The following is a 14,569-nucleotide window of genomic DNA, read 5'->3' as shown; positions in this document are numbered from 1 at the left end:
AGTTTAGTCAGTGACTTCTGGCTTGTTTTCTTCATTCATGTTGATTTCCAGATTTTCGCGGAGTTCTTGTCATTTTCGGAAATGGGATCAAGTTCTTGTCATCCGACCTCATCTGAGATTGTAAGACTTCACCAGTTATATTGTTGATTTCTTCTGATTGCTGAGCAACATAAAATGCGACTACCTGATCAACAGCCTGCTTCATATCTGAAACGTGGATACTCGGTTTTCAAGTCTCTTCCTGCAGTTGTTCTCATTATAGTCCCGTCCCCTAAATGGAAAATTAATCCACATTTATGACAGCGAATGTACATTCCTCTTGTCGCCTGTCCATATTTCTTAAAAACCATTATTAAATGACACTCCTTGTCTTAGTGGACCTTATCTTTTTTGGATTTAAGGCAAACTCGCTGACTGCCGAAACCGTCACGGAGCCCAGAAACGCGTTCATTCCCGTTACATTGTTCCGGATTGCGAACATGAGCGGCCGATCTGCTTACGTTCACACTCAGTGCCGACTGCTGTTGCCGCCGCCGCTTCCTAACCTCACTTACCGCTCCTGATGTCCTCGTTAAACGAGTCGATCACTTCTCGCTTCGCGAGCAGCTGCTGCTTTTGCAGCTCGGTCCTCGGATCCGCCTTCTCGTTCATCAGAATCTGTTGGATGGCCGCCACAACGTATTTGCTTAGACGGTCTTTCAGAAAATATTCCTGGTGGGGATTGGCAGCCGTTTGGAGGACCGCATCGACCAGATCCTGCCGAATGTCGGGGAACATGGCGCTCACGGCGATATCCTTGCGGACTTGAAACAAGTTGGGGAAGCCGCCTCGGTCCTTCACCCATTGCAGCTCCTTCTCTTTCTGTTCCTTGGAAGATACATAGGTGATATACGTCCAGGCGGCATCCTGTTTCTCCTTCGACGAATGCGCGTTTATGGTCCAGAGGGCGCCGCCTACTTGTCCGTATGCCTTGCCGGAAGGGCCTGCCGGGAACGGCATCAGACCAATATCGCCGATGTTCATGCCTTTGCCCGTAAACATGTCTACCGATCCGATTTCCATGCCCGCTTTGCCGGCTGCAAAGTCCTGCAGGTTGCGGTCCCAATCCTGCAGCGCGTTCTTCTGAACGATCTTGTGCGTCCATTTCAAATCTTTATAGAATTGCAGCGCCTTGACGGCCGCATCCGAGTCAAACGTCAACGTCGCCGTGCCGTCGTCGTTCCGCCGGGTCAAATCTCCTCCCGCCTGCCATACGAAATATTCGAAGTACCAGTCCGCCCACTCCGTTCCGAGGATATTGAAACCGTATTGCCCCGTGGCCGGATCCGTCAGCCGTTGCGCAATCCTTACGAATTCATCCCAAGTTCTAGGCGCTGCACTAATACCGGCGGCCTTGAACAGCTTCTTGTTGTACACCATCGTCATGACGTAAATGTCTCTGGGAAACCCGTACAATCTACCGTTTCTGGTTCCTGCATCGATTGCGGCGTTCGAGAACTGCTCCTTATCGGCGTACTCGTTCCAGCGATTCGTTAAGTCCGCGACGAAGCCGTTCAATATGTATTTCTGGATGTCGGGAAACGCGTTGCCGGACCATACGTCGGGACCGACGCCGCCCGCCATGGCGGTCAAGTATTGCTCCCTGTACTTCGTCGGATCTACTTTCTCGTGCTTGACTTTAATGTTCGGAAACTTGGCCGAGAAATCATCCATTTCTTTCTCCCATTCCGGCTTATTGGCATCGTCGTCAGGCGGCTCGTCCCAAGCCGTGATCTCGACGGTATTCACGGCGGCGGCGCCATCCGATTCCACGGTCATGCTGGAGAGCAGCTCCACGGACGGATGGCTTCCGCTGCCGCAAGCCGGCAGGAAAGCGATTGTCGCAGCCGATACGGTCAAGGAAAGCGCGCTCCAGATCTCCCTTTTCCTATCGGGCATGACTAGAATCCCCCCTCCGCAATTGCAGCACGATATCCGTCAGGACAGACTGCAGCTCCGCATGATCGACCGGCTTATGCAAATAATGCCGAACGCCGAGATGGCTCGCCTGCCGCGCATATTCAAGATCGTCGTAGCCGCTGATGATCACGCACTGGATCGGCTTCCTCAAGCTGCGAACCCGCGCAATAAAGGCAAGACCGTCCATCTCGGGCATGCGGATGTCGGTAATGACGATATCCGGCATCTCCAGCTCCATATAGGCAAGACCTTCTTCGCCGTCTCCCGCTTCTCCGATAATCCGGAGCGGAAGATCCATCAGGGCGATTTTGTTCGCGAGGCCTTGAAGCAAGATCCGTTCATCATCCAATAGAAGCACTTTGTAATCCATCTCTTGCTTCCTCCCCATCCGGAATGGCTGTCATTAATGTCAACGCAACTACGGTTCCGGCTTGCGGGCCGCTCTCGATCGTTAATCCGTATGCATCCCCGTACAATAATCGAATTCGCGAATGGATGTTCTTGATCCCGATGGAAGCATCCGTTTGGCCCGCGCTTGCGGACAGCGGCTTCCCGTTCAAGCCGCTCCGAATGGACTGCAGCTTCATTGGCTCGAATCCGATTCCGTTGTCGGTCACGCGGATTTGCAATTCACGCTCGTTCAGCGCGATGGCCTCGATGCATACTTTCCCGCCTCTGCGCATGCCCTCGATGCCGTGAATGATGCTGTTCTCGACGATCGGCTGGAACAGCAGCTTCGGAATCGATACGGAAGAGAGCTGTTCGTCCACGCGCAATTCGTATTCGAGCCGGCTGCCGAAACGTATTTTCTGAATCGACAGGTATTGCCGGATTTGCTTCATCTCCTCGCCGATCGAAGCATACCGTCCGCCGCTTATATTGTAACGAAGCATACTCGAGATCGAACGGCAGATGTCGCCGATCATCTCCTCGCTGCCCGGAATGGATGCGAGGCTCTCGATCGTGCCGAGCGTGTTATACAGGAAATGCGGATTCATTTGGAGCTGAAGCGCCTTGATCTCGGCATCCTTCTTCTTCAGCTCGGATTCGTAGACTTGCCGGATCAGACTGTGGATTTCCGAAGCCATCCGGTTGAAATTATGGCAGAAGAACCCGATCTCGTCCTTCGTTTCGACCGGCACCGCGATCTTGTAGTTTCCCTTCTCGATCTGTCTCATCCCAAGGCGCAAATGCTTGATTGGACGCAGTACCTTGGACGACAAGACAGCCGCGAGCAGCATCGCGACGATCAGGCAAACCGTGCCAATTAGCAGGGTCCGCTTGGCAACGGCGTTGACTTGCCCCAATAACTCGGACAACGGCGCTTTGCCGACGAGCACCCATTCCGTCTGGCTGATCGCGCGATAAACGACGAGCGATCGCCTCCCGGATTCATCCGTGTACTTGTACGATTGCTGCTCGGAACGGCTCATCTGGGCCGTTTCGATCGCGGATGCGCAGCTTCCGCTGCCTGAAGCCGTCCGAAGCACGGGACAGCCGTCCTTCCTGTCCATGACCGCGTACGCGAAAGAGTTCTGCGCTTGCAGGGAATCCATCCATTGCTGCAGCATTTCGCCGTCCAGCAGAATCACGATGGTCCCGATGATGGGCTGCAGATCTTTCTGTACGTCCTTCAAGGCTTGCACGAACGCGAAAGTCGGCATGACGCGGTGTTCGGTGCGATTCATGAGGCGCGAGAACTCCCAGGCTCCGGTGCCGTTGCGGCTTATTGCGACTTGCTGCAAACGTGCGATTTCCTCTTCGAACGTCTGTCTTTGCCCGTCATTCCCGTAATAATTGCTCACGCCCGTCTGAATCCGTCCCTCGGCGTCCTTGCCCATGATCAATATTGCTCCGATCAAGGGGTTGTTCCGCTCCAAGATGCCCATCTTGCTCATAAAGTAGCTGGTCGCATCCGGCGAGCCGAACCCGCTCTTCACCAGCGTCTGCAGCTCCGAATCGCCGAAGAAGTTCCATGATTCGTTCCGTATCGTCTCCATCTGGGATTCGATCGTCAGAACCGCTTGATCCGTCAGCTGCTGCATGTTCGCGACGGCGTCCCGGTTGATGCCCTTCGACGTCACGACATAGAAATTAATGCCCAGGCTGCATACGGTTACAATAATGATCGCCAACATGCCAATCAGCATCTTCAGGAAGAACGACCGCTCCACGGCCCGAATCGGATACGCCAACCATGCCCATGCCTGCTTCAAGCTGCCAACCTCCTACGCGTCTGTTTCTTTTATCATCATAGCAGGATCGAGAAGTCCGGAGGGATAGACCGCCAAAGCTTCTTATCGGGCATGAAAAATGCTCCCTGCGACAGACAGGTTTGTTATTCACCTGTCCACCGATGGGAGCATATCAACTGAGGCCTCTATTAGGGACGAAGTCGCGGCATACTTCCTAGGAGAGGCTGTAAATCCGGTACATCAATGCGGCCGTTTCGGCTCTCGTCGTGTTCGCAAGCGGATGAAGCATGCCGCCGCTTCCCGATACGAGCCCCTCGCCTACGAGGGTTGCGATATCGTCCGTAGCATAACGCGCGATGCTGCCCCGATCCGAGAAGCCATTCAAGTCCACCTGGCGGTCGGATGCGCTCAGTTTGCCTGCCGCCTGCAGCGCCCTTGCCGTCATGACCATCATATCCTGCCTAGTGATCGGCTGCGCAGGATTGAATCGCGCGCCGTCGTCGCCCTTGGCTATGCCAAGCTCCTTGGCTGCCGACAAAGCATCGGCATAGAACGAACCGGGCACGGCATCGGTAAAGTTCTTGTCCGCTTTCGCGTTCAGACCGAGCGTCTTCATCAGCATCGTAATGAATTCGGCACGCGTCACCTGCCTGGAAGGCGCGAATTGCTGATCGGATATACCGTTCACGATTCCCTTGGAAGCCAGGATCTCGATCGGCTTGCGCGCCCATTCAGCTTTGCCGAGGTCATTGAAGGATTTCTTCACGAACGCGACGGCATAGGTGCTGAAATGCGTAGTCGTGAAGGTCATGCTCCCCTGTTCCCCGTTATACCGGCCATCGTACACGGGAACCGCGTTTCCGCTGCCGTCCACGTAACGCACGGTCAAATGCTCCGGATCGCCGCGCTCGGCAGCGGTCGGGGAATAAGGAACGCTAACGGCCACGGGGGCATGAAGGTTGCTCCATGCGACGGGCTTGCCATCGGCCAGAAGCTGAAGCTCGACGACCGGATGCCCGGCGATGATTTGATTCGCCGCATCGGTCAAGTTCAGCTTGCTTGCGTCTGCTTTCCCGATGCTGATCGTAATCTCTCCCTGTGGCAGCGAACCGGCCGGAAACATGTCGCTGCGCAGCGTGATCGTCCCGACTGGAGTCGTGATTTGAATCCGAACTTTTCCCGTACCGTCCGCGAAGAACGCGGAAGGCAGCTTCAACGCGTAAGTTTGCGCTCCCGGCACTTCCGCCAGGTCCGCCTTAATCGTACGGTTGCCGTTGCTATCCGCTTGCGCGTTCTGAAGCTCGCTTGCGTACTTGTCCGAACTCAGGGAAAACATGGCCGTATGGGAGCTATTGTTGCCCCCCGAACCCGGGTCAGGCTGAAGCTTCACGCCGCTCCCTCCCGAATTACCATTACCATTACCATTACCATCGCCGTTCCCGTTACCATTGTCATTGCCATTGCTATTACCGTTGCCATTGCTATTACCGTTGCCATTGCTATTACCGTTGCCGTTGCCATTGCCATCGCCATTACCATTACCATTGCCATTGCCATTGCCATTGCTATTACCGTTGCCATTGCCATTACCATTACCGTTGCCGTCGCCATTCCCGCCAGTTGAGATGTTCACGAATAGGTTCGCGTTTACGTCGATTACGGCGGATTCCAGCTTCGAATTCACGGTTTTGACATGTTGAAACACAATGGTAGTATTGCCCGCCGCAAGTGCTTTGAACGTCAGCGTGTACAATGTCGCCGTACCGCTTACGCCAGGTATGGCGCCTACCATGGTATGCGCCAGCGTGATGGTGTTGTCTTGCACGATAGGCTCGATGTCGTACCCTTTGCCCGCAGCGATCGCTGACTTGAACTCCAGCTTCGCGGAATCATAGGTCAGACGGACCTCGTTCGCAAACAGATCGGTTAGATCGCTTCCCGTCAGCGTGACCTGGAACTCGTTGGCCGTCTTCGGCGTTCCCCCGGACACCGCCAACGAGAAGGACGGCGCGCTGGCGGCCAGCGCCGCGTGCGGCAGCAAGCAGGAGACGCACAGCAGCAATGCCATGCAAATCGGAAGAATCGTTCGCTTCATCGTCATCGTCATCGTTCATCCTCTCGGAAAATAGATGGAGAAAACGTGCCGGAAGCGCGTTTTCTCCACCGAATTGGCCCTGCTTATTGCGGATTGCCGAGAATCATTCGGGCTAATGCGGCAAGGTCGACGATGTCCAATTTCCCGTCATGGTTGAAGTCGTACTTCTGCAGCTTGCTCCAATCCGAATCGGACGAGACAGCGCCGTATTTCGCGGCCAGCCGTCCCAAATCGCCTACCGAAGTCCTCGTAATCATCGAGGCGATGAAAGCTTGAAGTGCTGCGTCCAGGCTTCCCGTAGACGCATCGACTTCCGCCTGCAAGGCATCCTCGTCGAGGTTCACGCGATTCCCGTCACGGATCGCGGTTCCGAGCGCATTGTACGTGTTTTGCGGATAGTTGCCGTATCCCGTGCCCACCTCGGAAGCATCAAACTTCTCCTGAGATTCCGCAAGCTTGGCCGTCAACTGCGTCTTGTCAGCCGGCTGTACCGTTCCGATGACCTGTATGCCGTAAACGGAACCGTTGTTCAGCTTCGTTTCATTGCCCGATGCATCGGAGACGACCGCATTGCTGACATAAACATAGCTGGACGCCGTATGCTCGATGGATTTCGCCGTGAAATGCAGCTTCAGAAGATCGACGGTTCCCGTGATCGTTCCGCTCGTTCTCGCGCCGAGCAGACGGATTTGCCCTTCCGAAGCCGATTCATCGACGACCGCGAACCCGGCGAGAGACGATTCGGATGAATCGTAAGTAAGCTGCGAAGGATCATATTGGACCGTGAAATCTCCCGCGTACACGTTCGATGTCAGTCCCGCCAAGCCTACCGTCACGTCGACCGGCTGCTCCGCGCCTGCTTCGGCAGGTCCGCTCAGGATTACGGAAGCCGATTGCTGGCCAGTGAATCCAGTGTTCCCGTTAAATACGGGAACGACAAGCCGATTCCCGTTGCTGTAGCTTTGGAGCGCATTGTTCTGTACCGTGTTGAAGTTAAACTGCGTGCGGCCTCCGCTGTCGCCGTTAGCCGTGTTATCGATGTGGATGCCTTCTGTCTCGCCGTTCTCGATCGTGTTCAATTCGACTCGGACATCCTTCATCGGATTGACGGAGAGCCAGAAATGGAGGCCGGCATGGTTATGGCCGGTATGGCCCGCCTTGTTGATCGTGTTCCGTTGGAACTTCAGCCCTTCGATCGGATAAGAAGTCTCGTGCTTGGCCTGATCGCCGACAGGCTCGGTCGCGACCATCATGCCCGCGTTGTAGGTACTGTCGATGAGATTGTCGCGCAAGGTCAAGCTGTTGCCGCCGATATCCGACAAGCCTCTGCCCCAGTAGCTGGCGATAATCGAATTAAATTCCGCCATGTTGCTGTTGGCGATCGCGCCGAAGTTGAGCAGGTTAACCTGCGCGACGCCGTCGTCCCCAAGTCCGCGCATTGCGTTGTTGCGCGCCAGGTTGCCGCTGTTGCCGCCATCGCCCCAATGGATGCCGTCGAAATACGTGTCGCGGATACGGACGTTTTGAATGACCGAATCCGTCCAGTCCGTCCAGCCTTCCAAGCAACCGACATGCTCCGCCCATAGATTCTGCAGCACGTTGTTATGTCCCATACCAGGGTTTGTCAGAACGACGATGCCGGAGTGACCGCCCCGCTGCGTATCCACGCTGCTGATCCGGAGATCGGAAATGGTCGTATTGTCATTGAGCGTAAACCCGACCGTGCCGCCCCAATCCGAAATCGACGTCGTGGCGTGCAGGGTCGAATACCAGATGCCTGCCCCTTGAATGTTCACGCCGGACGGAACTTCGATCTTGACGCTTTGGTTGTACATGCCTACAGGGAGCCATACGCCTTTGCCCTGCGCGGACGCGTCGTTGACGGCGCTTTGGATCGCCGCCGTATCGTCAGCGACTCCGTCTCCTACCGCAAGATACGGCGCATCTTTAACGGAGATGAAGTTCGCCGGCATGCTTAGCGGAGCTGCCGCCGTCTCGAGATCGATCAGGTCGATCGCGTACCATGCCAGGCTGTCGCCCGCGTCTCGCTGCAGTTTGACGGTATCCCCGGCGTTGATGTCGATGGCCAGATCCGTCTCGTCGAATCTTCTCGCGGCGTTGACGTCGCCCGTATCGTACAGATACGTCGAACTCAGGTCGATCGTCTGTTTCTTGACATCGTTGACGTACAGGCTGAGCGTGCCGCTGCTGTCCTTAGGAATGCTGTAGCGAAGCACGAAGCGGTTCGCATCCCGCACGTTGCTCCACTGCACGTACTCGCCCGTGCCGTTCAGATTGACGTAGGACTTGCCCGAGGCAACTTCCTTATGCATCGGATCCGGCGTATCGTTCAGCGCAGCTCCCCCGCCAATCGTTCCGTTCTCCGCTTCGTATGTCGTATAAGGCACGGTCGCGCCGCGCGATTCGTTGTTCGTCAAGCGGAACCAGTCGATATTGGCGATGCCGATTCCCGACTTGCCGACGATGTACAGATCGTGCAGCCCTTTCGCTTCGGACGTCAGACCCCAGGTTTGGGTTTCGTAACGGTTCCAGCCGTCCGTATTCGCCACCGTGAAGGTACCGACGACAGGACCGTTCAAGCTGTCGAGCCTCACTTCGAATTGGCCGCCCGTAGTGACCGACGCAAGACGGGCTTCGATCGTCTTATAACCGCCGCTTAAATTGACATTGCCATAGACCAAGTAGTCGCCTTGATCGAAGCTGCCGACGACTTTGCCGCCATCTGCTCCGTCTGCTGCAATCGCATTCGCGCCTGTCACGGACGTCTTATCTTCCGCCTGCAGCTTCAACGCGTTCGTCATCGTAATGACCGGCATCCATTTCGTCTCGTCGTTCGCCGCGCTTCCGTTGTTGTTGACGATGAAGTAGATCGCATCGCCGGCTTCCACATGAATGTTCGTCACGCCGTCCGGAATGGCATCCGCTTCGGAGGTGATCGTATGGCTCCACAAGACATCCTTGTTCTTCAGAATGGATGCGATAACGCCGTCGCCGTGAACGTCCGTCTTGAACACCGTTCCCGTAATGTCGATGTTGCCCGCCCTAGGCGCGACCCATTTCTTGACGACGTCGGACGCATAGTCGGGATGGAAGAAACCGTCGCGCGTATACGGCAATCCTGTCGTGCTGTCCGGATCTACCCATTTCGGAATGCTGTCCGTGACATATTGCGTGAGATAGGAATAAATGCCGTTCAGCTTCTTCATGCTGTACCAGCCGCCCGCGCCTTGCGTATTGCCGAAGGAGGCTTTCGCGTCGAAGGTTTCGCTCTCCGTCGTTGCGACGGCCGTTGGTCCCGTAACGCCGCCGCTTGCGGAACCGACGAGCGTGACTTCCTTGAACACGGTCGTATCCGCCCAGTACGGCAGCGATTTGTCCACCCAGCTGACGTACGTATCGCGCTTGCCGTCGCCATTCGCGTCATCGTTCGCGCTGGCGTTGAATCCGATCTTGTCGCCTGACTTCGGCGTCAGAGCGGTGAAAGGCACGGCGAACTCGACGATGTAACCGTCCGCGGTCGTTTTCACCGCGCTTTTTACTTTCGTCAGATCCAGCGATGAGACCGCCGACGATACGACATTGTTAATGTCCACTCTCGCCTGGTAATCGCCCAGCTGCATCGTGCCGTGCTTGGCATTCAACTCGTCCGTCCATACCTCGACGGAATCGTTGTTCTCGTTCGCGCCTTTCGCGTTCGGCGTGCTGTCTTTCACGTTGAACAGATAGTACAGATTTTTGCTGTCCCACGCGACCTTGGCCGTTCCCGTCGTGCCGTTCGCATCCGTATTCATTTGCAAGGACGAGGAACCGCTCCACAGGTCATCCACGTCCCCGTCGATAACGGGCGTTCCCTTCGCCGCATGCGGCGGATCGATTAACGTAATTTCTTTGAATACCGTCGTATCCGCCCAGTACGGCAGCGACTTGTCGATCCAGCTGATATACGTATCGCGTCTTCCGTCGCCGTTGGAATCGTCGTTCGCGCTGGCGTTGAACCCGATTTTGTCGCCTGCTTTCGGCGACAGCGCCGTGTACGGTACGGCGAACTCGATGACGTAGCCGTCCGCGGTCGTCTTCACCGCGCTTTTCACTTTGTTCAAGTCGATGGACGCAATCGTCGACGACAGCGCATTGTTGATGTCTACCCGCAATTGATAGTCGCCATCCTGCATCGTGCCGTGCTTGGCATCCAATTCATCCGTCCATACTTCGACGGAGTCGTTGTTCTCGTTCGTGGCCTTCGCATTCGGCGTGCTGTCCTTCATGTCGAACAAGTAGTACAAGTTCTTGTCGTCCCACATGACTTTGGCCGTTCCCGTCGTGCCGTTCGCATCCGTGTTCATTTGCAGCGGCGAGGAGTTGTTCCATTGCTCGTCCGCCACGCCGTCGATGACCGGAGTGCCTTTCGCGGCGACGAATTGGGCATCCGCCCCGCCGTCTCCGCCGGCTTCGGGATCGTTCTCCATGTCCGAGGTCACGACCGCGCCGGCCGCACCATTGGAGAATGCCGCTTTGCCGGAACCCGACACCGTATTCCCGGAGAAAGCCAGCGTGCCGATAACGGTCTGGACGATCCGAATTCCGTACTCGGCCGGATCGACGATCTGGTTCCCGTTGAAGGTCGCGTTGATCGGAAGCGAGCCCACGATCAAGACGCCGCTGTCCTTGGAACCGTTCAAGATGTTGTTCTCGATCAGCGCATTATCGATGCTTGGCGCTTTATTCGTGCCTTGCAGACGGATGCCGCCCCGTTCCGCGACCGAGCTGTTACTGCTGTCGCCGGTGATCGTATTTCCTCGTACGATCAGATTGGATACGGCAAAGGTATGCCAGTTGCCTTCCGAAGCAATGTAGACGCCGGCGCCGCCGGTGTTCGTGATCTGATTGTTCTCGACGGTAATGTCCTCGCCGCCGGAAACCGTAATTCCCCGGGCGTGGCCACCCGACACGTTATTGTTCTGAATCGTAACGCGCTTGGACCAGCTCGGCGTCTTCTCGTAGGAGACGACAGCGATTTGGTCATCGCCGTTATCGATGCACGTATTGTTCTCGATGAGAAGATCGCTCGAGCCGCCCGTATTGTGAATCCCGTCGGCGAGCGTATTCTTGACCGTATTTCCGCTAATCACGCCGTTGTTGCCGAAGTTGATGATCCCGGCGGAAGAGCCGCCGTCGATCACGACGCCTTTAATCGTAAAATTCGTAGCGGTATTCGTAACGAAAACCCGCGCGGAATCGTCGGTCGACAACCGTTCCGACGCCGCGACGGTAGTCAATTGCACGTTGCTCAAGTCGGAGCCGTCGCCGCCAAGCTCGATCGATTGATGCTGCAGGTTCGTGCTCTTCAGAATCGATGTCGCTCCATCGCCCGTCAGATCGACCCCGTCCAGCATAATGACGTCGTTGAACAGAAACGTCCCCGCCGGAACATACACCGTCTTGCCTTGCGTCTTGGCATCCGCGATGGTGCTGATGATAGCGGCCGTATCGTCCGTCTCGTCATCTGCCGTCGCTCCGTAATCCACGATCGATAGCGTAGTTTCGACTGCCGGCTCGGCGCCGACCGTCGTTGTTGCTGCGACTGTCATTGCAGGCATACTCATTAATAATGACAATAAAACGGCTAATACCCTTTTACCTGACATTCAATGGCCTCCCGTTCGCATCGTTTCGACTTTCACTCCAATTGTAGAAGACGAAACTTCGCAAAAAAACGGAATTAATTAACAATCGACTATGAATTATTTAACCGCTTTCATTTGCGCCCGGTATTGCCTTGGACTCGTACCGAAGCACTTCCGGAAAACGCTTCCAAAATACGCCGGATCCTCATAGCCGACCTTGCCGGCAATATGCGAAATTTTCAAATCCGTCTCGAGCATCCAATTCACGGCCGCGTTCATGCGCAGTTCGGTCAAATAGTCGTGGAAGCTGACGCCGAACTTTTCTTTGAACCGTTTCGAGAAGTAGTTCGGATGGATATAGTAGGTATCGGATATCGTTTGCAGCGAAATCGGTTCATTGAAGGACGTATCCAGGTACTGCTTGGCCTTCTCCATCACGTCCGTATGCAATTCATGATTCGTGGCCATCACATAACCAACGATTTCTCTTGCCAGGCTATTCAGCTTGCTAACGGCCTCCCGCCAAGTCTCCATGTTCTGGAGCCATTGCAGCAAATCGTCCATATCCCCGATCAACCGCTCCGGCGCGGGCAGCTTCGCCAAGAACTTATGAAACAGCAAATACACGTCGACGCAGAACCATTCCAGCTGGGAAAAGGTCGCGCCCGGCGAGGCAACAAGGCTCTCCAATCGTTGTTCGATCCATCTCGCCCAGGCTGTTTCGTTGCCATCCTCCAGCCATTGCTGCAAGATGCGCTCTTCCTCCTGGGATAACAATGGACGAACGATCGGCAACTGTTCCTGGAATTGACCGTATTCGAAAATATGCCCCGTTCCGCGGATGACTTTGTTGCGGATGATCTGCTTCGCCTGTTGATAAGACTGCCGGATATCCTCGATTCGTTCGACGGTCTTGCCGATGGAGACGGTCGCTTTCAATTTGAGGTAATTCTGTATGCCATCGAGAGCCTCCCGCATGGTTACATGTATCGCGTCTCGCTCCTCCGTGCCATTGAAACCGAACAAATAGACCAGCTCGTTCGCATGAATCGCGTGCGTGAAGAGAACGCCTTGCCGTCCGGACGATTCCATCCGGTCGGACATGATATTCTCGACCGCGAACCGGATAAGCTCCTCTTCCCCGTCGCGGAACGAATAATGGGGAACCGCATACGGCTCCAGAATCAGAGCAACGACTAGATAATGGTCGAAATGCGCCTGCACCTCTTCAAGCCCATGGTCGGCTATTCCATCGTGCATGTCCGTCTGCGCGGATAATTGGATCAGCTTCGTTAAATACCGCTGCCGCAAAGTCTCCTTGTTCAACGCATGGCTTTGGAGCAGCCGCGCTCGCTCCTCCTCCAAGGCACGCTCTTCCTCGATCCGGCGAATCGCCTTCAAGAGCGCGTCCCTCAGTTCCTCCCTGTCGACCGGTTTGAGCAAATAATCGGACACGCCGAAGCTCATCGCCCGCTTCGCATACTCGAACTCGCCGTAGCCGCTGACGATGATGACGTTCAGCTTCTCTTGCAGCATGCGCGCTTGCTCGATGAACTGCAGCCCGTCCATGCCCGGCATCCGGATGTCCGTGACGACGATATCGGGCTTGATCTCGTCGAGCAGCTCAAGTCCGTCAATGCCATTATCGGCTTCGCCGGCGATGACAAGGGGAAGCTTGTCCATCGTAATTTTGTTCACTAAGCCTTGGCGCAGATAAGGTTCGTCTTCCAAAATCAAAACCTTCAGCATGGTTCCACTCATCTCCTTATCGGATCCCTTGGGACAAATGAGCCGCATCTCTTGCTGCTGGCGGAACTGCTTCTCTGATTATGCGAGCATCTGTTGTCTTAACACGAATGAATACGCTTCCAATTCATGCGTGCAAGAAGGGGACTGTCGATTCTTCATCAGCAGTCCCCTTGGTGTCGGTGTCGTATGCGTCTAGCTCCGCTATCGAATAATTTCAGCCTAACACATCCGAATTGCTTACTCAATACATGCGCGATCGAAGTGGTCACCGAAGACAACCGAAGGGATTGCAAGCATTCGGTTTGAATTTCAACGGCACTGTAAAAAACGCTAGCGGAGACAAATGTGCGGTGAGATAGCTTCCGTCGTCTGTAAGGTTAAAGCTGCGCCGGATCACTTCGACTAGCTTGGAATAAGTGAGGTACGTGTACTTGCGGAGCCAAGTTTATTCCTATGGGACGTACATCCAGGAGGCCCGAAGTACTGTTCTCAGTCATGATCCGACTGGCGAGCAATGTCTTATTTATTTGACTTTTTATAGCAGTCATCAAGAATTTCCGCCCATTTTCGAGCTTTATCCATGAACGAAACATGTGCGCCAGGCAAAGTAACGAACAGGCTGCCCGTTTCTTGTGCTAATTTCATAGCCACGTCTGCGAACCAGACTTTATGTTTAACGGTCCAGTCTCCAGCCGCAAAGATGAGCTTATCCTTATATTCGCGCAGAGCCGCTATATCGGGCATGTAATTCGTGATGGGGATTAATTCTTGCTTTATGAAAATATCGTCGGCGAGGGCTTGAGGCATTCGAGCCTTCCCTGCCTGCTTGGGCTCTCTGAGTAAATACCATTTCAGCCGAATATCGGATAGCAATGGAGCAAACGTCCGCATTCGCTCCTGCTCGTCCCTTAGTATGCTGCTTACGA

At 55.1% G+C, this 14,569-nt stretch carries 7 protein-coding genes; all 7 read right to left on the bottom strand.

What is annotated here, in order from left to right; genetic code table 11:
- Positions 1-546: 546 nt before the first annotated feature.
- Positions 547-1,938 carry an extracellular solute-binding protein gene (locus GXP70_RS16140; RefSeq protein WP_162357771.1) on the bottom strand — a complete coding sequence of 464 codons (1,392 nt, stop codon included), beginning with the start codon at positions 1,936-1,938 and terminating at the stop codon, positions 547-549.
- Positions 1,928-2,329, bottom strand: coding sequence for a response regulator (locus GXP70_RS16135; protein ID WP_162357770.1), 402 nt, complete (start codon positions 2,327-2,329; stop codon positions 1,928-1,930). Before GXP70_RS16135 ends, GXP70_RS16140 begins: the two co-directional genes overlap by 11 nt.
- Positions 2,301-4,175 carry a sensor histidine kinase gene (locus GXP70_RS16130; RefSeq protein ID WP_162357769.1) on the bottom strand — a complete coding sequence of 625 codons (1,875 nt, stop codon included), beginning with the start codon at positions 4,173-4,175 and terminating at the stop codon, positions 2,301-2,303. The genes GXP70_RS16135 and GXP70_RS16130 overlap by 29 nt, the downstream gene beginning before the upstream one ends.
- Positions 4,176-4,368: 193 nt before the next feature.
- Complete coding sequence (locus GXP70_RS16125) at positions 4,369-6,261, bottom strand: S-layer homology domain-containing protein (protein ID WP_162357768.1); 1,893 nt, start codon at positions 6,259-6,261, stop codon at positions 4,369-4,371.
- A gap of 71 nt (positions 6,262-6,332) precedes the next feature.
- Complete coding sequence (locus GXP70_RS16120; protein WP_162357767.1) at positions 6,333-11,858, bottom strand: sugar-binding protein; 5,526 nt, start codon at positions 11,856-11,858, stop codon at positions 6,333-6,335.
- A gap of 153 nt (positions 11,859-12,011) precedes the next feature.
- Positions 12,012-13,643: a response regulator gene (locus GXP70_RS16115; protein WP_162357766.1), complete on the bottom strand. Its 1,632-nt coding sequence runs from the start codon at positions 13,641-13,643 to the stop codon at positions 12,012-12,014.
- A 519-nt stretch (positions 13,644-14,162) separates the two neighbouring features.
- Complete coding sequence (locus GXP70_RS16110; protein WP_162357765.1) at positions 14,163-14,534, bottom strand: hypothetical protein; 372 nt, start codon at positions 14,532-14,534, stop codon at positions 14,163-14,165.
- Between the last annotated feature and the right edge of the window lie 35 nt (positions 14,535-14,569).

Source organism: Paenibacillus lycopersici (assembly GCF_010119935.1).
Classification (GTDB): Bacteria; Bacillota; Bacilli; order Paenibacillales; family Paenibacillaceae; genus Paenibacillus_Z; species Paenibacillus_Z lycopersici.
Note: the sequence above shows the minus strand (reverse complement) of the source record. Positions and strands in the feature narration are given on the sequence as shown.

What these genes read in the sequence shown, in the direction of transcription:
- GXP70_RS16140 (WP_162357771.1), bottom strand. Translation starts at nt 1,938, where the DNA reads ATGCCCGATAGGAAAAGGGAGATCTGGAGCGCGCTTTCCTTGACCGTA.
- GXP70_RS16135 (WP_162357770.1), bottom strand. Translation starts at nt 2,329, where the DNA reads ATGGATTACAAAGTGCTTCTATTGGATGATGAACGGATCTTGCTTCAA.
- GXP70_RS16125 (WP_162357768.1), bottom strand. Translation starts at nt 6,261, where the DNA reads ATGACGATGACGATGAAGCGAACGATTCTTCCGATTTGCATGGCATTG.
- GXP70_RS16120 (WP_162357767.1), bottom strand. Translation starts at nt 11,858, where the DNA reads ATGACAGTCGCAGCAACAACGACGGTCGGCGCCGAGCCGGCAGTCGAA.
- GXP70_RS16115 (WP_162357766.1), bottom strand. Translation starts at nt 13,643, where the DNA reads ATGCTGAAGGTTTTGATTTTGGAAGACGAACCTTATCTGCGCCAAGGC.
- GXP70_RS16110 (WP_162357765.1), bottom strand. Translation starts at nt 14,534, where the DNA reads ATGCGGACGTTTGCTCCATTGCTATCCGATATTCGGCTGAAATGGTAT.